This window comes from Flavobacterium sp. 2755 (assembly GCF_031455715.1).
GTDB lineage: Bacteria > Bacteroidota > Bacteroidia > Flavobacteriales > Flavobacteriaceae > Flavobacterium.
On sequence record NZ_JAVDTG010000003.1, the window covers coordinates 463299 to 486887 of the forward strand.

The following is a 23589-nucleotide window of genomic DNA, read 5'->3' on the forward strand; positions in this document are numbered from 1 at the left end:
TTAAAATTATATCATTTTTGAGATATAAAATTTAAAAAATGAAAATATTTTTTAGCTAAAAACAGAATATTTTACAAATAAGAAACCCGACAGATTTAAAAAAAATCTATCGGGTTTTTATAATAAAAAAAGAAATTCTGATTCTTATTTCAAACCAGCTAAACTCTGCTCGATTGTAGCAATTTTTGCTAAAGCATCGGCTTGTTTTTGTTTCTCTATATTTAAAACTTTTTCTGGAGCTCCGTTTACGAATTTTTCGTTTGAAAGTTTTGCTTCAACAGATTTTAAGAATCCTTTTGTGTAATTTAATTCTTCTGTCAGTTTTGCGATTTCAGCTTCAACATCAATATTTCCTCCAGTAATTGGAATAAAATATTCATTTGATTTTACTCGGAAAGATAACGCTCCTTCAACTTTTGCAGAAACATATTCGAAAGCCGAAACGTTTCCTAATTTCGTTACGATTGAATCAAAATATGTCGTTATGTTCTCACTGTTGATTGCTTTTAATTCAATAGCATCTTTCATCGCAATGTTTTTACTTTTTCTAATGGTTCTAATTCCAGAAATTACTTCTGTAATATTATCAAAATCAGAAATTAAACTAGCATTGAATGGTTTTAATTCCGGCCAAGTTGAAACAATTAAAGCTTCTTCCGGCGTTCTGTCAGCAATTAACTGCCAGATTTCTTCCGTTAAGAAAGGCATAAATGGGTGAAGTAATTTCAAATTACTTTCTAACATTTCGATTGCTTTATCAAATGTTGCTTTATCAATTGGTTGTTGGTACGCTGGTTTAATCATTTCTAAGAACCAAGAACAGAAATCATCCCAAACCAATTTATAGATTGCCATAAGAGAATCTGAAATTCTGTATTTTTCAAAATTATCTTCAATGTCAACTAAAGTCTGCTGCAATTTCGCTTCGTACCATTCGATTGCCACTTTTGATGATTCCGGCTGCGGAATTGTTTCTGAAACTTCCCATCCTTTAATTAATTTGAAAGCATTCCAGATTTTATTTGTGAATGATTTTCCTTGTAGGCATAATTCTTCATCAAACATAATATCGTTTCCTGCAGAAGCGCTTAAAAGCAATCCTACACGAACACCATCGGCACCAAATTTATCAATCAAATCTAAAGGATCAGGAGAATTTCCTAATGATTTAGACATTTTGCGACGTTGTTTATCACGTACTAAACCTGTTAAATACACATTAGTAAAAGGTTTTTCGCCAGTATATTCATAACCTGCGATAATCATTCTGGCAACCCAGAAAAATAAAATATCCGGACCTGTAACTAAGTCGTTTGTTGGATAATAGTATTTGAAATCTTCATTTTCAGGATTTACAATACCATCAAAAACTGACATTGGCCATAACCATGCAGAAAACCAAGTATCTAAAGCATCAACATCTTGTCTTAAATTGTCGATTGTTAATTGTTGATTGTTAGTTTTTTCTTGTGCTAATTTTAAAGCGCCTTCGATTCTTTCAGCAACTACGAAATCTTCTTTTCCATCACCATAATAATAGGCAGGAATTCTGTGCCCCCACCATAACTGACGAGAAATATTCCAATCGCGAATGTTGTTTAACCAATGCGCATAAGTGTTTTCAAAACGTTTTGGATGTAATTTAATATCTCCTGTTTCTAAAACCGATTTAATTGCAGGTTTTACCAATTCTTCCATTTTCAAAAACCATTGATCTGATAATCTTGGTTCGATTACGGCTTTAGTTCTTTCAGATGTTCCTACTTTATTTAAATGGATTTCGGTCTTCGCCAAAGCTCCAATTTCTTCTAATTCTTTTGCAATTTCAGTACGAACTACAAAACGATCTTTTCCTTGATAATGTAATCCGAAGCTGTTTAATGTTGCATCTTCATTAAAAATATCAAAGATTTCAAGATTGTGTTTTTCTCCAAGAGTTTTATCGTTCATATCGTGTGCAGGAGTTACTTTTAAACATCCTGTTCCGAATTCAACATCTACATACTCATCTTCGATAATTGGAATTACACGACCGCAAATAGGAACGATGGCGCTTTTACCTTTTAAATGTGTAAAACGCTCATCGTTTGGATTGATACATATTGCGGTATCTCCAAAAATAGTTTCCGGACGAGTTGTGGCAATGGTCAAAAATTCCTCAGTTCCTTCGATTTTATATTTTAAGAAAAATAATTTTCCTTGTTGTTCTTCGTAAATAACTTCTTCGTCAGAAAGAGTTGTTTTAGCTTCCGGATCCCAGTTTACCATTCGGTATCCTCTATAAATTAAACCTTTGTTGAATAAATCAACAAAAGAATGAATTACAGCTGCCGACATATCTGGATCCATTGTAAATTTAGTGCGTTCCCAATCGCATGAAGCCCCTAATTTTTTAAGTTGTTCAAGAATTGTTCCGCCGTATTTATGCGTCCATTCCCAAGCGTGTCCCAAAAATTCTTCACGAGATAAATCATTTTTATTGATTCCTTCTGCTTTTAATTTAGCCACAACTTTTGCTTCAGTTGCAATAGATGCGTGATCCGTTCCCGGAACCCAGCAGGCATTGAACCCTTTTAAACGTGCTCTACGAATTAAAACATCCTGAATAGTATTATTCAACATATGTCCCATATGCAAGACACCAGTGACGTTTGGAGGCGGAATTACAATAGTATACGGCGTTCTATGATCTGGTTCTGAATGAAAATAGTTGTTTTTCATCCAGTAATCATACCATTTGTTCTCAATCGTCTTAGCGTCAAATTGTGCTGGAATTGTCATTTATTAGGTTGTTTAATCGTTTAACTGTTTAATCGTTTTTTTGTTTAACTGTTTAATTGATTTTTGCTTTTTCAAATCATCAATCGATTAAACGAATTAACGATTAAACAATTAAACAGAAAATTTGGTTCAATTTTTGTAATTATAATTGACAGCAAAAGTAAATAATTAAGTACACTATAAAAAGCGAATTAATAATTTGTGTGTTAATTAAAAGAATGTATATTTACTTACAACTTAAAAATAATTTCAAGATGAAAAATGTTGCCTCTTTTATTGCTGTCGTATTGTTTAGCGCAATAGGTTATGCACAAAATGGCCCAAAAATTGAATTTGCAGCCCCGGACAATACAATTGATTATGGAAAAATTTCTAAGACTGATAATGGAGTTCGCTCCTTTGAGTTTACTAACACCGGCGATGCACCGCTGTTAATTATCGGTGCAGAATCGACAGTTAGTTCTATAGTTGTTACAAAACCTGCAGCAGCTGTAATGCCTGGTAAAAAAGGAAAAATTGATGTTAAATATAACATGGCTGCCGGTCCAATTCGTAAAACAATTACGGTTGAAACCAATGCTGTAAACTATCCTGATGGCCGTGTTGCCTTAAAAATTAAAGGTGAAGTTTTATAACAAAAATAAAATCTGATAAATAGTAAAAGCCGTTTCTAAATTTAGAAACGGCTTTTTTATGTTGAGTTAAACCCGACAGGTTTTTAAAACCTGTCAGGTTTAGCAATCTTCTTTATTTCTTCACAGCACATTCAGCTGCTTCAAATTTATATTTTACTTGATCAAAATCGATTGGCTGGTCTTTTACTAAATAAGTAACTCCCATTGTAGTCTGCATTGTTCCGTTTCCTAAAATAAGCTGTTTGTCTTTCTTTAAAAATGCCATTGGATTTTTAAACGTTTTGTCCTTAGTTGCTAAATCCTTAAAAGTATAATCCGCGAATAAAGTATCTCCATGAAATTCACCTTTAATTTCACCCGTTCTTACGGTTGAAGGCGCCACTTTCATAATCATATTTCCGCTTAATTTTCCATTTTTTAAAGTGTTAAGCTTTAATTGAAGAGTATCTTTTTCATATACGGCCTGATAACACTCCGTTTTTAAAACTGTTTCTGCATCAGCTTTTGCTGTTTCTGCCTGTTTTTGTTTTTCTTCATTTTTACAGCTTTGAAATCCAACGCAGATAACTAGCAGACAAGGTAAAACTAGGTTTTTCATATTTTAATATTTTGTTTCAAGGTTATTTTATAAAATTAAAAAAAAAGAAGCCAAAATAAAGGCTTCTTAATTAAATTATTTGTTTTCACAGAATTTATAAATTCTTAATCACAAATTCAGATCTTCTGTTTAATTCATGTTCTTCTTCAGAGCACGCTTCATCGGTTTTACATTTTATAATTGGCACCGATTCTCCGTAACCTTTTGCTGTAACTCTTTTTGCATCAATTCCGGATTGGATGATAAACTCTCTGGTTGAATTGGCTCTTTTTTGAGATAAATTTTCATTGAATTTTGCATTTCCACGAGAATCTGTATGCGAACCAATTTCGATTACCATTCCCGGATATTTATTCATCAGCGCCACAACTCTTCCTAAAACAACTTTTGATTCTTTACGAATGTACCACATATTGTAATCAAAATAAATAGGATCTGTTTTAATAATTAATCTGTCTTTATCTCTTACAACATCTTTTTCCTGCTCTAAAATTTGTTTTACTTTTTCGTTCTTTTTGACTTCTGCGGCAGCAATTTCAGCTTCTTTTGCTTTTTTCTCTTTCTGCTTTAATTCTACAGCAGCAAGAACTTCTTTTTTCTTATTTTCTTCCTCTATAATAATTTCCTGCTGTCTTTTCTTTTCGGCATTTTCTTTTTCTTCGAGTTTGATTTTTTCCAAAGATTTTAATGCTAAAGATGCGTCATTTTCTTTATCTCTGATATTATCTAAAGTTATCGTTTTAGACTCATTTGTGTATTTTTCTTTAAAAGCCGAAACTTTATAAGAAGCTTCACAAGGAACTCTAAAACTAAACTTTCCGTCTGCAGAAGTTGTTGCTGTATTCAGGGTTTTATTATTTGAATCTTGCAGTATTACGGTTGCATTTTCTAAAACTAATTTAGTGTCAATATCTGTAATAATACCTGCAATTAACTGATGACAGTCTTCAACAATTAAATCTTTAGTTTCTTTAAATTGATAAATATCGTCGCCGCCCTTTCCTCCTTCTCTATTTGATGCAAAATATCCTTCTTTGGTTTCAGAATCAATATTGAATGCAAAATCGTCTAAGTTTGAGTTTAATGGAAGTCCTATATTTATTGGTTTTGAATATTCATTCCCATTTATTTCAGAAACAAAAACATCTAAAGATCCGTAACCTAAATGCCCGTCAGAAGAAAAATAAAGTTTATTATCTGCGGAAGCAAAAGGAAACTGCTCTCTTTTATTGGTATTAACTTCTGGGCCTAAATTCTTTGGAGTATCAAAAGCGCCTTTATTTATGTTTACCGAATAAATATCAAAAGAACCTATTGAACCCGGCATATCTGAAGCAAAATACAACACTTTTTCGTCAGCGCTAAGTGCAGGATGCTCTACTGAATAATTTGGACTATTAAACGGAAGCGATGTGATGTTTGTCCATTTTCCTCCAACTAATTCAGCCTTGAAAATTTGAAGATTTGAAATTTTCTTGTCGTCTTTCTTTTTCTTTCCGTTTTTAGAATTATTCCTTGTAAAGTAAATAGTTTTACCATCTTTTGTAAAAATGGCATTTGATTCGTGCATTCCAGTTTTTAATTCTTTGGCAAAATAATGTGTAATAGAATCTGCCGAATTAATATTTTTTAGCGGAACTGTAACCAAATTTAAATAGGTTTCACCATCCCATTTAAATTTTTTATCGAATATTCCCGGCTTCAATTTAACTCCTGCAAAAACTAAATTGTCTTTGTATTTAACTGCTCCAAACTCTGAATTTGGTGTATTTATTGGCAGATTTTTTATCTCAAATCGTTTTCCAATTGCTGAAACATTTTCTAGAGTTTTAATGTCTTTTTCGAAATTAACAACATCTTCCGGATTTGACGATTTTGCATAATATTCTTTTAAAACAGTATTTGCATCGTTGTAAGCATTTGTAGCTTTTAGAGTTTGCGCGTATCTAAAATAATATTCTCTATCTAAATTGTCATTATAATTTTGAACTAATAAACGATAATAACGCTGTGCTTTTATTAAATCATTTGTATAATAATAGGAATCTGCAAGGTTTTTTATTACTTCTTGCGATGGTTTTTCTTCGGCTAATTTTTCATATAAAATAATAGCTTCACTGTAATATGTTCTATCAAAAAATTTCTTTGCTCTAATCAATTCCTGATCTTGGGCATTTATAAACTGTATTGAAAATACGAATATAATAACGAGTAGTTTTTTCATATTTTTCATTTTAGAAGAATCTTGGTGATTTATCAAATCCTTTACCTAATAAATCCAAATCAAAAAGCAGCATAATTTCATGCGTTCCCGAGTTAAACTGACCTAAATTTGTAAGTGTGTAATCGTACGCATAACCAACTCTCAAGGTAGGCGTTACATTAAAATTAAACAAAGCACTTACCGAATCGTCAATTCTATAAGCTGCACCAAGTTCAAATTTTTCATTGTACAAAACATTGGCTGTTAAATCGATTGAAATAGGTGCTCCTTTTACAAATTTTGTCATAAATGCAGGTTTCACTTTCCACATATCATTTACCTGGAAAACATATCCAGCGGTTAGGAAAGTGTGAATATTTTCTGCCCCAAAAGCATTTACTCCTGATTTTTCTTCAATATATTTTGTTTTCAATAAGTTAGGCACCGAAAGTCCAACATATAAATTATCTCTAAAATAATAAGCCCCAACTCCAATGTTAGGTTTTGTAGCATTTATGTTTTCGGCGAAAGCCATATCTGTAGCAGGATCATTAAACTTAAATCCATTAAAATTGGTTTGCATTGATGATAATCCAGCTTTTAGACCAAGAGAAAGTTTATTTTTTCCTCCTAGTTTTAGAACGTATGCAAAATCAGCATAAATATTGTTTTCTTTTTTAGCACCATCACCAATATCATCTGATATAAAAGAAAGCCCAGCTTCAACTTTATCAGAAATCGCCGTGTGACCAAAAAAGGTAAAAGTTTTTGGCGCGCCTACTGCACCAACCCATTGTGTTCTGTACAATCCTCCAAAATTCATCATAGCAGGAACCCCTGTCGCATATGCCGGATTCACAACACTCATGTTGTACATATAATGTGTGTATTCAGGATCCTGCTGTGCAGAAACTGATGTTATATAGAAGAAGAAAGTTATATAGAGTATTATTTTTTTCATTTGAAATTTATATTAAAAATTATCGATTTAAATAAAGACGTCCTTGCTGTGGGGGTCTATTGTCTTTATTAAAATAGAGAATGTAAAAATATACTCCGTTTGGTGCTATTCCGCCGCCAATTCCACTTTGTTCGTAATTTATTCCATCCCATGCCGGCTTATTTTTAAAGCCTTTATACATTCCGTTTCCATATCTGTTAAAAATTTCCAGCGAATAATTTGGGTATAAAAAATCGATGTCCGGAATAGTAAAAGTGTCGTTAATTCCGTCTCCGTTTGGAGAAAATCCGTCGGGAACAAAAAATGTATATTCTGGAGAATCACAAACTATCAATGAAACCGTAACAGCAATATTTTCTTGTGAAACACAATTTTGTGTCGGCGAAAAATCAAACCCATAATAAGTTGCTTTATCTACTAAAGGAGTTGAAGCCGAAAGCAAGTTTCCATTATTTGGTGCGTCATACCAAACTATTGTTGAAGGTGATCCTGTATTATTTGACAAATCAAGAATTGTAGGATTGTCTAAGCCGCAAAAGTTTTGTCCATCCTGATTTAAAGTTGGCGCTGGTATATCATTTATTGTTACAGTAATTTGCGTCGCAGGAGATACACAACCAGCGGCAGAAGTTTCCTTAACAAAATAATCTTCCGATTTTAAAACATAAGTATTTGGGAGAGGTGTAACTTCGGTCGCAGAAATATACCATTTATACTGATTTCCCTGAGGTTGCAAATTGGCAATAGTGGCTTGATCTCTTTTACAAAATTCTTGATTGTTTACTGATGGTGCAGCTGGAATTGGATTTAATATTAGTGTACCCGATATTCCTGCTACATCATTTTCGCAGGTAGTAGTATTGTTTTTTATTTTAACAATGGAAATTATTGTATTACCAGAATTGACCAATAAAGAAGCGGGAACAATAAAACTTGCACTCCCATTTTCTGCAGTTAAATTAACTGTTTCTATATTAGACGTGTTTCTTCCTGACAGTATATAAGACAAAGTAACATCCGTTAAGGTCTGCAATCCAAAAACATTAACCCTCACAGCTTCACCAAAACAAACAATTGGAATCTCAAATCTTATAAGTGAACCGTTTGGTAAGGGATTAATTGTAATTTCTCCTTTTAAATTAGCAGCATTAACACATTGTGATATAACATGAGTGATTGCTGTAATTGTGACAATTGAGACACCACTTCTTGAATTAAATATTTCAGGCACAACAAAACTTGCATTTCCTCCTGACATTGTAATTCTGGTAGCTTGCGAAGGTATATTGTTTGCCCCTGATAAATTATAAATTATATCATAATCTCCATCAGCAAGTTTTACGGCATTTGAAATCTGAATTAATGCATCCTGATTTTGACAAGTCGCTACAGGACTAATTACAGCTCCCTCTAAATTTGGAATTGGGTAAATGATAAGATCATCTGACAAGTTATTTATAATGTTTTGGCACAATCTTGCACTGTTAGACAAAAATATATTCAAGATGTTTACTTTAAAACTTCCAGCTCTTTGAAAATAATCTGATTTTATAGGAAAGGTAGCGACACCATTTGTAAAATTAGCAGAGACAGTTTCTATTGTACTCGATCCTACAACATTGAAGGATACATAATATAATCCGTTTGGGATTGTGGTCGGTCCTCTTGTAATGGTTACTGTATAAGAAGCAGTTGGAATTTCTGTTTCACAAATATCTGAGTTAACTTCTACTATTGCACCTGTAAAATCTAGTTTATTTTCAAGACTGATTCTCACTGTAGTTTGATCATCTGGACAAACAAAATCACTAGAAGGCACTTTATAAGTAAAATTATAATTACCCGGGCCGTAATTATTATATATTTTTTCAATATTGATATTATGATCACCTGTAAAAGTTAATTCGTTAGTTCCGTTAGCTTCAACCCACGTACCCCCTGTATCATAATCTGAAATTAAAGAAAATAAATCATAGTTGGTATAAGCTGATAAACCATCACTTGCGCATAAACCTAATGGTATTGAATTTCCCGACTTTGGAGCTCTAAAGACTGATATAATTGCTGTTGAAGACATTGCAGGACAAGTACCAATTGCAGGCATAGTATATGTGAAATAAAAATCCCCTTCTAAATTTTCGACATTTACAGAAGAACCAATGTATTCATTTGTCGTATCATTGTGCCATTGTCCATTAGACTGTGGACCTAATTCGACACCATTAAAAGCCTGAAAAAGATTAAAATTAACTACAGAACTACAAACTGAAAAATTGGGAGAAGTAACACCTGAATATCCTCCTACTGTTATTGTAACAGTAGCAGAATTATCAACACACCCATTATTTCCGATAACAGTATAAGTGTAACGATACACACCGCTTGCTCTAATTAACTGGGCATTTAAAATTCCGGTTGCTACATTTAGTCCACCGGAAGAATTATCATCTTTCCAAGTTCCACCTGCAACAGGAGATCCACCTAGTAATGAGAATAAATTTATTGTTTTGCTGCTAGGATTAGGAATATCACAAACTGTTAAACTTCCGTCATCCCCTGCACATTGAGCATTTACTATTTGAGGCAAAAATGATAAAAAAACAAAAAATAAAATTATACGTAAGAAATCATTGTATTTTTTGGCCATAAACTGCTATTTTTTGATAAACTTAATAAATTATTAATGTTTCTTAAACAAAAAAGTAGTTTTAACACTTATTTTTTCACAAAATTCAAACAATTTTAAAAATCATTAATGAAACAAAACTTTTTAATCTAATAAATTAAAGAATCATAATCGGTAATTTATAACTCATCTTCAAGTTTAAATCTAAACTTCAAAATCAGACTGCTACGTTCTACTTCAAGATTAATCCATTTATCTTCTTCTGATTTTAAAAGCTGGTTAATTTGCTGTAACGAATATTTATAAGGTCGTTCACCATTTATGGAGATTATAATATCACCTTTTTGCAATCCGCATTTTTCTGCTGCAGATTGTTTTCTAATATTAACAATCTCATAAACAGGTTTTAGAGAAAATTTATATCTAAAATTTCCACCGTTATTTTGGTTTGGTTCTCCTTCTGTTAATGATGTAGAAACCTTTACTGTCTCTAAATGAACCGTTTCCTGAACCCACTGTAAGCCGTTATGCTGAATTGTAATTCCGCTTTTATTATAAGTAAAAGGATCTTTAAACTTGTGATTTTTTTTAAGATACAGCTTTTTATCAGCATAATCTAAAACTACTGTAAAACGCTTTAAGATTTCACCGCCAACAGAACCGATACGATCTGGAACCATCTTTACATTTCTAATAGATGTTGAATCTGGAAAAGCTACAATTGGCTTTTTAAATTCAAATTCATCAATTGTAAATTTTTGAATTCTCGCACGATGCCCTTCAATGTCTCCACTAAAGCCTTTTCCTAGAAAATCAGGAAAATTTCTTTTTGGAAGCTTTATTTTATTATTGTCAAAAATCCAAAAGGCGTCGCTATTACCAATATCAATTAATAATTTTGCTGGAATTTCCTTGTCATCTACAACTGCAGTTGTGTAAATATAAGGCTTAGATTTTTCAATTGTAATAGGAATAGCCCTAAACTTTTTATCGAGTTTTTTTCTAATTGATTCGTTATTTGAATGTACAATAACTTTTCGCTTTTCATAATTCACTTCCACAATATTGTTTTTAAAGAATTTATGCCCAATAATTCCATTTACCGGAATACCAATATGTGACGAAAGATTAAAACTTTGATCTAAAATTACAAACAACATATGATTATCAGATCTTAATCCGTGTGTTTCAAAAGTGTTTTTTGTCGATTTAAGCCCTTCAATTTCACTTTCAGATCCTAATCCTCTAAGTCTGATTTTTTCGACATTATTAAACTTAACCTCCTGCATTTCATCCATACTGAATAAAATAGTTTCTTCGACGCCGGAATCTAACAAAAAATTCAGCTCGATTCCATTCACTTTAATTGGAATAAAAATGAGGTTATTTATCAGTTTAAAAGGTATTACAGCCTTTTTTTTGTTGTTTTGAATAATGAAACTATCTTGAGCTTTTAAGCAAAAAGGCAGCAATAAGCCAAAAAATAGGACGATATATTTTTTCATTGACAATATTTTATTATAAAATTAGTAAATATATTTATTATTGTTAGATTTTTATAAGTCCATGCATTGTTTACGTTAAATTCGAAAAAAAAATGCATTTTTGCACTTCAATAAAAAATCTCATGCCAACAATTTCAAGCAAAGGCAGAAACATGCCCGAATCACCGATACGCAAGCTTGCTCCTTATGCAGATTTAGCAAAGCAAAAAGGACACAAAGTGTATCACTTAAACATTGGTCAACCGGATATCAAGACACCCGAAGTGGCCATCGAGGCGGTAAAAAATATTGATTTAAGTATTATAGAATACAGTCCGTCAGCCGGATATGAAAGCTACAGAAAAAAATTAGCAAAATTTTACCAGCGCCAAAATGTAAACGTTAACTCAGAAGACATCATTGTTACAACTGGTGGCTCTGAAGCCCTTTTGTTTGCACTGGCCACAATTACAGACCCTGGAGATGAGATCATTATTCCAGAACCTTTTTATGCTAATTATCATGCGTTTGCCTCTTCTACAAGTGCAACCGTAGTTCCTCTTGTTTCGACTATCGAAACGGCATTTGCTTTGCCAAGTATCGAAGAAGTTGAAAAGTTAATTACACCAAAAACAAAAGCAATTTTAATTTGTAATCCGGGTAATCCAACCGGATATTTATATTCAGAAGCTGAAATTAAACAATTAGCTGGTTTAATTAAAAAATACGATTTGTATTTAATTGCTGACGAAGTTTATCGTGAGTTTTTGTACGATGGCGATGATGTACATTATTCTGTTATGAATTTAGACGATGTACAGCAAAACGTAATCATGGTCGATTCTGTTTCAAAACGTTACAGTATGTGCGGAGCAAGAATTGGATGTTTGATTACTAAAAATAAAGAAGTACTGGCAACCGTAATGAAATTTGCTCAGGCACGTTTAAGCCCACCAACAATTGAGCAGATCGCATGTGAAGCTGCAATAGATACACCTCAAAGTTATTTTGATGAAGTAATTGGAGAATATAAAGAACGTCGAGATACTTTAATTTCAGAATTAAATAAAATTGAAGGTGTAGTTGTAACGAAACCAAAAGGTGCTTTTTACTGTATTGCTGAGCTGCCTATTGCAGATTCTGATGATTTTGCTCAATGGCTTTTAGAAAGTTACGACTTAAATGGCGAAACAGTAATGATTGCCCCTGCAAAAGGATTTTATTCAACTCCGGGAATGGGACTGAATCAGGTTCGTATTGCGTATGTTTTAAATAAAAAAGACTTAATAACTGCTGTAAATATCTTAAAAGAAGCGCTTTTGGCATACAACAGCAAATAAAAAACAAACTAAACTTAAACTTTCAAAAGACAATAGCCATTTGTGTTATTGTCTTTTGTATTTTAAAGAAGTCACAAAATTAGACCATTTTTAAATTATATCCAAAAAGGATCAATTAAATAGTAAAAACCATAGAAAAGGTTTCCTATTTATTAATTATCTTTACCGCCTTAAAAAGATATACCCATTATAATAGTAGTTTTTAATGATAAATAACGAAGATTTTTTAGACGAAATAGGTGACAGTCATTTCAGCAGTAATGCAAAAAACCCTTTAAGAGCGGACGCATTTGACATAACTGATGAAGAAAAAATAGAAAAAATTAAAAAAGATGTTGAAAACATTCTGCAAACGCTTGGGATGGATTTGACAGACGACAGCATAAAAGGTACTCCAAACCGAGTAGCTAAAATGTTTGTAAAGGAAATTTTTGGTGGTTTAAACCCTGCAAAACAGCCAAAAGCTTCAACTTTTGACAATAATTACAAATATGGTGAAATGTTAGTAGAAAAAAACATTACTGTTTATTCTACCTGCGAACACCATTTACTGCCAATTATAGGACGTGCTCACGTTGCATATATTTCAAGCGGAAGAGTTATTGGTTTATCAAAAATGAACCGTATTGTCGAATATTATGCTAAAAGACCTCAGGTTCAGGAGCGTTTAACAATGCAGATAGTTCAGGAACTTCAAAAAGCTTTAGGAACCGAAGATGTTGCCTGCGTTATCGACGCAAAACACCTTTGTGTTAACTCAAGAGGAATTAAAGATATTGAAAGCAGTACAGTAACTTCTGAATTCGGCGGAAAATTCAAAGATCCTCAAACAAAAAGAGAGTTTTTGGATTATATTAAATTAGATACTCAGTTCTAATTTTTTACGATATTTCTATTATATTTATGGTCTAGCCCTGATGGAAGCGGCATTGTTTTATGGTCTCGTCATTACGAGATAAAAGATACAGCGGACAGCAGGAATAGCTCCTAAAAAAATCAACTAAAAAAATATGCCTTTATATACAACGCAGCCACTAAAAATATACAATTCACTTTCGGGTGAAAAAGAAAATTTCAAACCAATCCATGAAGGAAATGTTGGAATGTATGTTTGCGGACCAACGGTTTATAGCAATGTGCATTTAGGAAACGTAAGGACTTTTATGTCTTTTGACGTGATTTTCAGGTATTTTTTACATCTGGATTATAAAGTTCGTTATGTCCGTAATATTACCGATGTTGGTCATATTGTAGATGATGTTGATGAAGGCGAAGATAAAATTGCTAAAAAAGCACGTTTAGAGCAGTTAGAACCAATGGAAGTTGTTCAGCGTTACACTGTTGATTTTCATGACATCCTAAAAGCTTTTAACTTTTTACCGCCAAGTATTGAACCAACTGCAACCGGTCATATTATTGAACAAATCGAAATTATCAAAAAAATCATTGATAACGGAATTGGCTATGTTGCCAACGGATCTGTTTATTTTGATGTTGTAAAATATAACGAAACCAATAATTACGGGGTTTTAAGCGGCCGAAATATCGAAGATATGCTGGCCAATACCCGTGATCTTGACGGACAATCGGATAAAAGAAATCCTCAGGATTTTGCACTTTGGAAAAAAGCAGAACCAGAACATATCATGAGATGGCCTTCTCCTTGGAGTGATGGTTTCCCGGGCTGGCACTTAGAATGTACCGCAATGAGCACTAAATATTTAGGAAATCATTTCGACATTCACGGAGGTGGAATGGATTTAAAATTTCCGCACCACGAATGTGAAATCGCTCAAAACGAAGCTTGCACTGGACAATCGCCGGTAAATTACTGGATGCACGCCAACATGCTTACGCTTAACGGAAAAAAAATGGCAAAATCTACCGGAAATAATATTTTACCGGGAGAGATTTTAAGCGGTGATAATACTATTTTAAGCAAAGCCTTTTCTGCTTCGGTAACTAGATTTTTCATGTTACAGGCACATTACAGAAGCATTTTAGATTTCTCTGATGATGCTATTACAGCTGCTGAAAAAGGATATAAAAGATTAATAGAAGCTCTTGAAGCATTACCAGCAATAACAGCCGGTTCTTCAAGTTCTGTTGATTTTGCAGCTTGGAAACAAGCTTGTTATGACGCAATGAATGACGATTTTAACACGCCAATTTTAATTGCGCAATTATTTGAAGGTGTTCGTTACATCAATTTATTAAAAGAAGGAAAAGAAACCATTTCTGCAGAAGATTTAAAATTATTTTCGACAGCTATAAACTCTTTTGTTTTTGATGTTTTAGGTTTAAGTGACGAGAAAGCTGCTGACAGCAATAATGATAAATTAGAAGGTGTTGTAAACATGCTTATCGGAATGAGAAATCAGGCCAGAGCAGATAAAAATTTTGCTCTTTCTGACCAAATTCGTGATCAGTTAATTGCTTTAGGAATTCAGCTGAAAGACGGTAAAGAAGGAACTTCTTTTAGTATTTAATAAAAAAAAGTATTCAGTGTTCAGTATTTAGTGATCAGTTTAACGCAAAGCACAAATCTGAACACTAAATACTGAACACTAATTATCATTGATTACTAAAAATATGTTTTCAAAAATTCTGATATATCCGTTTGTAATACTGGTGCGCTTTTATCAAACTGCGATTTCACCTTTTACTCCCGCTTCATGCAGGTTTGAGCCTACTTGTTCAACGTATATGATTCAGGCCTTGCAAATGCACGGATTATTCTACGGAGGATATTTAGGAATGAAACGAATTTTAAGCTGTCATCCTTGGGGAAGAACTGGTTATGATCCCGTTCCTGAAAAGAAATGTTCACATAAACATTAACTTTTTATAAAGACTTGCTCCACATTTAATATTTATTTTTACAACATATATAAAAACATTACTCTATATGACACAGCCTTTAAACATCGTTTGGAATCCTTCAGAAGGAATAGATTTAGGATTTTTTATGATTCGTTATTACAGTTTAATGTTCGTAATTGCTTTTGGTTTAGGATGGTTCCTAATGAAAAAGATTTTCGAACGCGAACATGAACCGTTAGACAAATTAGATTCGTTATTTGTTTGGACTGTTTTAGCAACGTTAATTGGAGCTCGTTTAGGTCATGTTTTCTTTTATGATTGGGAATATTTCAGAAATCATTTACTTGAGATTTTCTTACCAGTTAGGTTTGAACCAAAATTTGAATTTACAGGATTTCAAGGTTTAGCAAGTCATGGTGCTGCAATTGCTATTGTCCTAGCTATGTATTACTATAGCAAAATAATTTTAAAACGTCCATTATTATGGATTTTAGACCGTGTAGTAATTCCTGTTGCCAGCGGTGCTATTTTTGTTCGTATAGGAAACTTTATGAATTCAGAGATTATTGGACATGAAACTACATCGGCTTTTGGAATTCGTTTTTTACATGATAAATTCAGCAAAGCAGAAGCAGTGAATGCTACTCAAATCGCAAATCCAAAAGAGGCTTATACTGCAATAGCAACAGATCCTAAATTTGCTGATTTATTAGCACAAGTTCCTGCAAAACATCCAACGCAATTATATGAAGCTTTTTGCTACATTTTTGTATTTGCAATTTTGTATTTCTTGTATTGGAAAACTAATGCAAGACTTAAATCAGGATACTTATTCGGATTATTTTTAGTTCTTTTATTTGTAGTTCGATTTATAGTTGAATTTGTAAAAGAAAGCCAAGGAGGTATCGAAGAAGAATTAGGTTTATTCTCAACCGGACAATGGTTAAGTATTCCTTTTATTATAATTGGTCTTTTCTTTATTATTAGAGCACAAAGAAACCCTTTAGCGGCTTCTTAATTAAATTAGAATCTTAAAATATAAAAGTCCAGTATTTCGAAATACTGGACTTTTTTTATAGTCGATATGAAATCCCAAATTCTATATTTTTAGTATTATAACCTGCATTTGTACTACTCAATCCTGCATTAGAAACATGTCGTATTTCAGGACGAATATCAAATTGAACCTTCTGCACCCTAAAAGAAAAACCAAGCGCTAGAACATCTGCAAAAGCAAAACCTTTAGACATTCTTTCGGTTTCCGTATCTGTTATCATTGGACCAACACTTCCCAAAACATAAAAGGAGCAATTTTTATTGATTGGTTTCCGAATTAAAAAACCAAGATTCATTACATATTCCCGCACATCTTTTAATCGTGTATATTCATCTCTTTTTTCCTGATAATCGGGAGTTTCGGGTTTAACAAAATAAAAATTCAACAATTGATGTTTGGCAAAATTAATTTCGGGCTGAACCAAGATTTCGTATTGAAAATGTTTCGTCTCTTTCAATTTATAATATAACTGTACTTTATAAAAGTGATTTTCAAAAGTGTAATCTTTATTATTGAATTCACTTCCAAAACCATAATTAAAACCAATTGAGAATCGCGAGTTATCTTCTTGTGCAGTAATTCTTAATACTCCAAAAAGAAGCAATAAACATAAAAGTAATTTTCTACCCATAAATCATTTTAAGGTTCATTAAATATAGTACAAAAAAAAGATCCAGCTTTCACCGGATCTTTTTTATATAGTTTAAGCAATTAATTATGCTTTGTTGTGCTTGTCTTCGATTGTGTGTTTATCATCAGAAGAAATCGAATCTACCAATACTGGAGTCGCGATAAATAATGATGAATAAGTTCCCACAATAATACCAATTAACATGGCAAAGATAAATCCTCTGATTGATTCTCCACCAAAGATAAACATCGTTAATAATACAATGATCATCATTAATGAAGTATTCAATGTTCTAGATAATGTAGTATTAATAGAAGCGTTTACAATATCTTCGAAAGTACCTTTACGGTTTCCGATGATAAACTCTCTAATTCTATCAAATACAATTACAGTATCGTTCATAGAGTAACCAATTACGGTAAGAATCGCAGCAATAAAGTGCTGATCCATTTCCATGTGGAATGGCATGAACTTATAACATAAAGAATAAATTCCTAATACGAAGATTACGTCATGCGCAACAGCTGCAATCGCACCTAATGAATACTGCCATTTACGGAAAGAGATCATTAAGTATAAGAAAATAACTGCCATTGCTCCAAGGACTGCCCAGTAAGAGTTAGTTTTAATATCTTCAGAGATAGAAGCTCCAACTTTAGATGCTTGTAAAACCCCTACTCTTTTTCCGTCAAACGAGTTGATGAATTTATCGTAAGTTGTATTTGGGTAATACTTTTGTAATCCTTTGTATAATTTTTGGTTTACTTCTTCATCGATAGCAACACCGTCTTCTTTAATTTTATATTTAGTTGTGATTTTCAATTGATCATCATCACCTAAAATTTTAGCTTCAACAGGAGTTCCGAATTCAGCAGATAATTCATCTGATACTACAGTAGCATCAACTGGTTTTTCAAATTTAACCTGGAAAGTTCTACCTCCAACAAAATCAACACCTTCATCTAATCCGTTAACGAAGAAGATAGAAATTAAACTTACAACAACTACAATTGAAGAGAAGATATAAGTGAATTTTTTGATTTTAATAAAGTCAAAGTGGAAATTAGTAAACCAGTTTTTAGTAATGTTTGTAGAGAAAGTTAAATCACCTTTTCCAGCAATGTTTCTGTCAATGAAAATTCTAGCAATAAAGATAGAAGTAAACAATGAAGTTACGATACCAATAAGTAATGTTAAAGCGAAACCTTTGATTGGTCCTGTTCCAAAGATAAATAAGATCGCTCCAGTTAAAACGTGAGTAACGTTTGCATCAATAATAGAACGCATTGCACCATGCCATCCGTAAGATGCAGCTACAGCTTCAGATAATGATTTGCCTTCACGCAATTCCTCTTTTGCTCTTTCATATATAATAATGTTCGCATCTACCGCAGTACCTAATGTTAATACGATACCTGCAATACCTGGTAATGTTAATACAAAACCAAAACTTGCCATAATTCCGAATAAGAAAAGTAAGTTCAATAATAAAGCAAGGTTTGCATACCATCCAGCTTTACCATAATAGAATACCATCCAAACACAAACTAATAAGAATCCTAATACAGATGAAATTGTTCCTGCATCAATTGCAGCCTGACCTAAAGATGGTCCAACAACAGTAGATTGAATAATGTCTGCAGAAGCTGGTAATTTACCTGCATTTAATACGTTAGCTAAATCTTTAGTTTCAGCAACATCAAAAGAACCTGTAATTTCAGATCTTCCTCCAGCAATAGGGCCACTTGTAACACCTGGTGCAGAATATACGATGTTATCTAATACAATAGCGATATAACCTTTTTGAGAGAAAGCTCTTCCTGTTAATTCTTCCCAAACTTTAGAACCTTGACTGTTCATTTGCATAGAAACAGCTGGTTTACCCATTTGGTCAAAAGTATCTTTTGCATCAGTTACAACTCCACCGCTCATAGCTGGTATGTTATCTCTGTTACCTTTTAAAGCATATAATTCAACTGCTTCAATATCTTTAGCGCTTGCTAAATCTTTTGCTTTAGGATCTTTTACAGTTGTTGGTTTACTCCATACAAATTTTGCATAGTGTTGGTCAGCAGCCAATAAAATTCTGATTTCTGGTCTTTTGAAATAAGCATTGATTGTTGCAGTATCTTTTGTAGCGAAGTATCCTAAAACCGGACCGCCACCTTGAGTAATCATTTTGTCAAATAAAGGATTGTTTCCTTTTTTAGTATCAACTGAATCTTTAGCATCAGTTAATAAAGCATTCAATGAATCTTTAGCAACTGTTTTAGTTTCTACTTTTTTAACTTCAGTTTTCTTTAAAGCTTCGTTAGCAGCAACTAAGAAGTTACCAACTTCTTCAATTTTATAAGTTTCCCAAAACTCTAATTGAGCTTTTCCACCTAATAATTTTTTAATCCTGTCAACATCTTTAGCACCTGGAAGCTCCACTAAGATTCTTCCTGTTTCTCCTAATTTTTGAATGTTTGGTTGTGTTACACCAAATTTGTCGATACGCTCTCTTAATACTTTGTAAGCACTTTCGATAGACTCATCAACTTTTCTTTTAATTACTTTTTGAGCTTGTGCATCTGTCATTTGGAAATCAATTCCACCTTCACCTTGTAAACTTCTGTTTGCAAAGATATCTGGCGAAGCCAATTTTGTATTTCCGTTTGAGTTAGCTTCAAAAGCTTCAAAGAATTTATTTAAATAGGTCTTATTTCCTTCTAAATTTGCAGTTGCATCAGCTAATGATTTATTAAAAACCGGGTTTTTAGAATTGTTTGCTAATCCTTTTAAAACATCTTTAACAGAGATTTGAAGAATTACGTTGATTCCTCCTTCTAAGTCAAGACCTTTATTTAATTGTTTATTTTTTACTTCATTATAAGTGAAGTCAGTAAAACCAAGATTAAACACTTTTTCTTTACCAATAGAATCTAAATATTTTAGCTCTTTATCAGGATTATCTCCTGCAAAAGCTTTAGCCTCACTTTTGACATTATTTGCCACAAAAGTGAATGATAGTTGGTAAATACTTACCAATGCAAATAGAATTGCGAAAAATTTAATAAGTCCTTTATTCTGCATTATTACTAAAAATTAATTATGTTTTATGTTTGTTTTTGGTTTTAAATCCCCTAAAAATAAGCCCTGACATGAGTTTTTAAAACTAAAAAATCGAGATCACGAATTACTACATTTTTTTTAAATCGAGCAAATATATAATTAACGAAAACATTAACCAATTTATTTATTAATTAATCTCAAAAAAAAGACTGCAAAAGTGCAGCCTTTTTCTTTTTTTCCTGTTTTTATTATACTAAAATCGATTTTAGAGCATCATTCATGCCACGAACTGCATCTGCACTTTTGGCAAATAAAGCCTTTTCCTGGTCGTTTAAATGAATATCTACAATTTCTTCAATACCGTTTTTACCAATTATACACGGTACTCCTATACAAATATCGTTTTGTCCATACTCCCCTTCTACGAAAACAGAGCATGCAATCATTTTCTTTTGATCGTTTAGGATACTATCTACTAAATAAGCAACAGAAGCTCCCGGAGCATACCACGCAGACGTTCCTAAAAGCCCTGTAAGGGTTGCACCGCCTACCATTGTATCTGCAGCAACTTTTTGAAGTACTTCTTCTGAAAGGAATTGCGAAACCGGAATTCCGTTATAAGATGCTAAACGTGTTAACGGAATCATAGTGGTATCACCGTGACCTCCAATTACCATCGCAGAGATATCATTTGCCGGTTTATCTAAAGCAAGGGAAAGATACGTTCTAAAACGAGAACTATCTAAAGCTCCTCCCATACCTATAATTCTGTTTTTTGGCAATCCTGTAGCTTTCAAAGCTAAATAAGTCATAGTATCCATTGGGTTTGAAACTACAACTATTATAGTATCAGGAGAATATTTTAGTACATTTTCGGCAACTGTTTTTACAATTCCTGCATTTATACCAATTAATTCTTCCCTTGTCATTCCTGGTTTTCTCGGAATTCCTGATGTAATAACCACTACATCACTTCCGGCAGTTTTAGAATAATCGTTGGTTACACCAGATACTTTAGTATTGAACCCAGTATTTGTGGCGCATTGTGTGATATCCAACGCTTTCCCTTCGGCAAAACCTTCTTTAATATCCAACAACACTACTTCACTGGCAATTCCTCTATAAGAAATAACATCTGCACAAGTAGCTCCAACATTTCCTGCTCCTACAATGGTAACTTTCATATTTTTTACTTTATCGGTTATTAATTTGTTCGTTTGTTTTATAAATGACAATTCGCTTAATTGTTTAAGTAAATTTAAACAATTAAACGAATTGAAAGTTAATTTTTATTAGGCATCGATATTTGCGTAAACTGCATTTTTCTCGATAAATTCTCTACGTGGCGGAACTTCGTCTCCCATTAACATAGAGAATACTCTATCTGCCTCTGCAAGACTATCAATTGTAACCTGACGTAATGTTCTGAAGTTTGGATCCATTGTAGTTTCCCATAATTGCTCCGCGTTCATCTCTCCAAGACCTTTATAACGCTGGATAGCTGCACTTCCTCCCATTCTTTCATTCGCCTGATCACGCTGAACATCGTTCCATGCATATTCTTTTTTGTTTCCTTTTTTAACTAAGTATAAAGGTGGTGCTGCGATATAAACGTGGCCTTCTTCGATAAGTTCTTTCATGAAACGGAAAAAGAACGTTAATATTAAGGTAGAAATGTGACTACCATCGACATCGGCATCACACATGATGATTACTTTATGATATCTTAGTTTTTCAATATTAAGTGCTTTGCTGTCTTCTGCTGTACCAACTGTAACTCCTAAAGCAGTAAATATGTTTCGAATCTCTTCGTTTTCAAATACTTTATGATGCATCGCTTTCTCCACGTTCAAAATCTTACCACGTAATGGTAAAATTGCCTGAAAGTTTCGGTCACGACCTTGTTTTGCTGTTCCACCAGCCGAATCTCCCTCGACAAGGTAAACTTCACATCTTGCAGGATCCTGTTCAGAGCAATCTGAAAGTTTTCCTGGTAATCCACCGCCGCCCATAACGGTTTTACGCTGTACCATTTCACGAGCTTTTTTCGCTGCGTGACGTGCCTGAGCCGCTAAAATTACTTTTTGAATAATGATTCGGGCATCATTTGGATTTTCTTCCAAATAATTCTCTAACATTTCTCCAACTGCCTGAGAAACCGGAGAAACTACTTCTCTGTTTCCAAGTTTTGTTTTTGTTTGTCCTTCAAATTGAGGTTCTGCAACTTTTACCGAAATAATAGCTGTTAATCCTTCACGGAAATCATCTCCGGAAATTTCGAATTTCAATTTATCTAATAAACCAGAAGAATCTGCATATTTTTTAAGTGTTCTTGTTAAACCACTTCTAAAACCTTGTAAATGCGTTCCTCCTTCGTGTGTATTAATATTGTTTACATAAGAGAAAATATTCTCTGTGTAACTTGTATTATAGATTAAGGCAACCTCAACCGGAATTTCACCTTTTTCGTGATCCATGCTGATTACGTGAGAGATAATTGGCTCACGGTTTCCATCTAAATAACGAATGTATTCTTTAAGACCTTCGTCTGAATGGAAAACTTCGCTTTTGAATTCGCCTTTTTCATCAACTTCTCTTTTATCTGTAAACGTAATTGTGATTCCTTTATTTAAGAAAGAAAGCTCACGCATACGAGCAGATAAGGTATCGTATGAGAATTCTGTAGTTTGTGTAAAGATTGTATTATCAGGATAAAAAGTCTGACGTGTACCTCTTTTTTCTGTTTCCCCGATTTGTTTTACCGGATATAATGATTTTCCTCTTTCATATTCCTGCTCATAGATTTTTCCATCTCTAAAAACAGTCGATTTCATATGAACCGAAAGTGCGTTTACTACAGAAACCCCAACACCGTGAAGTCCTCCGGAAACTTTATAAGAATCTTTATCAAATTTACCTCCGGCACCAATTTTAGTCATTACAACCTCAAGTGCAGAAACTCCTTCTTTTTTATGTAAATCAACTGGAATACCACGTCCGTTATCTTCAACTGTAATAGAACCATCTTCATTAATTGCAACACCAATAGTATCACAATGTCCGCCCATCGCCTCATCAATAGAGTTATCAACAACTTCATAAACCAAATGATGCAGTCCTCGAACTCCCACATCTCCAATATACATGGATGGACGCATTCTTACGTGCTCCATTCCTTCTAATGCCTGAATACTATCTGCTGAATAATTGTTCTTCTTGATCTCTTCGCTCATATAATTTATTCTAAAAAATGTATTTACTGTCTAACACGCAAATATATAAAAACGCAAGGTATATACCCATAAAATTCCGACTTAAAGCACTTAAGTTATTAACACAATTGTCTTAAAAACCAAAAAATAAATCTAAAAGGCAAGTTTAAATTCCAATTTTAAT

The 23589-nt window shown here is 33.0% G+C and carries 16 protein-coding genes; 6 read left to right on the forward strand and 10 right to left on the reverse strand.

Annotated elements, in window-relative coordinates; translation table 11 throughout:
- Positions 1–144: 144 nt before the first annotated feature.
- Entirely contained in the window at positions 145–2781 is a 2637-nt protein-coding gene (locus J2Y38_RS09360) for a valine--tRNA ligase (protein ID WP_309841573.1), read from the reverse strand.
- Positions 2782–3035: 254 nt separating this feature from the next.
- Between J2Y38_RS09360 and J2Y38_RS09365 the strand changes: the two genes are divergently transcribed.
- Positions 3036–3416, forward strand: a complete 381-nt coding sequence (locus J2Y38_RS09365) for a DUF1573 domain-containing protein (RefSeq protein ID WP_053471178.1) — start codon at positions 3036–3038, stop codon at positions 3414–3416.
- Positions 3417–3528: 112 nt separating this feature from the next.
- Here the strand turns inward: J2Y38_RS09365 and J2Y38_RS09370 are convergent, their stop codons facing one another.
- From J2Y38_RS09370 to J2Y38_RS09390, 5 genes are all read right to left on the reverse strand, one after another.
- Positions 3529–4014 (reverse strand): hypothetical protein, encoded by a 486-nt coding sequence (locus J2Y38_RS09370; RefSeq protein WP_309841577.1) that lies wholly within the window; start codon positions 4012–4014, stop codon positions 3529–3531.
- A 94-nt stretch (positions 4015–4108) separates the two neighbouring features.
- Positions 4109–6238, reverse strand: coding sequence for an OmpA family protein (locus tag J2Y38_RS09375; protein ID WP_309841579.1), 2130 nt, complete (start codon positions 6236–6238; stop codon positions 4109–4111).
- 10 nt (positions 6239–6248) lie between these two features.
- Positions 6249–7178 carry a type IX secretion system membrane protein PorP/SprF gene (locus tag J2Y38_RS09380; protein WP_053470973.1) on the reverse strand — a complete coding sequence of 310 codons (930 nt, stop codon included), beginning with the start codon at positions 7176–7178 and terminating at the stop codon, positions 6249–6251.
- Positions 7179–7197: 19 nt separating this feature from the next.
- The gene (locus J2Y38_RS09385; RefSeq protein ID WP_309841582.1) at positions 7198–9825 is read right to left on the reverse strand and encodes a gliding motility-associated C-terminal domain-containing protein; all 2628 of its coding nucleotides are present in this window, start codon (positions 9823–9825) and stop codon (positions 7198–7200) included.
- 158 nt (positions 9826–9983) lie between these two features.
- Complete coding sequence (locus tag J2Y38_RS09390; protein WP_309841585.1) at positions 9984–11309, reverse strand: PDZ domain-containing protein; 1326 nt, start codon at positions 11307–11309, stop codon at positions 9984–9986.
- 122 nt (positions 11310–11431) lie between these two features.
- Between J2Y38_RS09390 and J2Y38_RS09395 the strand changes: the two genes are divergently transcribed.
- From J2Y38_RS09395 to lgt, 5 genes are all read left to right on the forward strand, one after another.
- Entirely contained in the window at positions 11432–12628 is a 1197-nt protein-coding gene (locus tag J2Y38_RS09395) for a pyridoxal phosphate-dependent aminotransferase (protein WP_309841587.1), read from the forward strand.
- Positions 12629–12833: 205 nt separating this feature from the next.
- Entirely contained in the window at positions 12834–13505 is a 672-nt protein-coding gene (gene folE / locus J2Y38_RS09400; RefSeq protein ID WP_091495932.1) for a GTP cyclohydrolase I FolE, read from the forward strand.
- Positions 13506–13638: 133 nt separating this feature from the next.
- The gene (cysS, locus tag J2Y38_RS09405) at positions 13639–15117 is read left to right on the forward strand and encodes a cysteine--tRNA ligase (RefSeq protein WP_309841595.1); all 1479 of its coding nucleotides are present in this window, start codon (positions 13639–13641) and stop codon (positions 15115–15117) included.
- A gap of 103 nt (positions 15118–15220) precedes the next feature.
- On the forward strand, positions 15221–15469 hold the full coding sequence (gene yidD / locus J2Y38_RS09410) for a membrane protein insertion efficiency factor YidD (protein WP_053470979.1): 249 nt from the start codon (positions 15221–15223) through the stop codon (positions 15467–15469).
- Between the two features lie 67 nt (positions 15470–15536).
- On the forward strand, positions 15537–16469 hold the full coding sequence (lgt, locus tag J2Y38_RS09415; protein ID WP_309841598.1) for a prolipoprotein diacylglyceryl transferase: 933 nt from the start codon (positions 15537–15539) through the stop codon (positions 16467–16469).
- Between the two features lie 55 nt (positions 16470–16524).
- Here the strand turns inward: lgt and J2Y38_RS09420 are convergent, their stop codons facing one another.
- From J2Y38_RS09420 to gyrB, 4 genes are all read right to left on the reverse strand, one after another.
- Positions 16525–17139, reverse strand: coding sequence for an acyloxyacyl hydrolase (locus J2Y38_RS09420; RefSeq protein WP_309841600.1), 615 nt, complete (start codon positions 17137–17139; stop codon positions 16525–16527).
- A gap of 84 nt (positions 17140–17223) precedes the next feature.
- Positions 17224–20214, reverse strand: coding sequence for a protein translocase subunit SecDF (gene secDF, locus J2Y38_RS09425; RefSeq protein WP_309841603.1), 2991 nt, complete (start codon positions 20212–20214; stop codon positions 17224–17226).
- 227 nt (positions 20215–20441) lie between these two features.
- Complete coding sequence (gene mdh / locus J2Y38_RS09430; protein ID WP_053470983.1) at positions 20442–21377, reverse strand: malate dehydrogenase; 936 nt, start codon at positions 21375–21377, stop codon at positions 20442–20444.
- A gap of 108 nt (positions 21378–21485) precedes the next feature.
- Complete coding sequence (gene gyrB, locus J2Y38_RS09435) at positions 21486–23426, reverse strand: DNA topoisomerase (ATP-hydrolyzing) subunit B (RefSeq protein ID WP_232681293.1); 1941 nt, start codon at positions 23424–23426, stop codon at positions 21486–21488.
- Positions 23427–23589 lie beyond the last annotated feature (163 nt).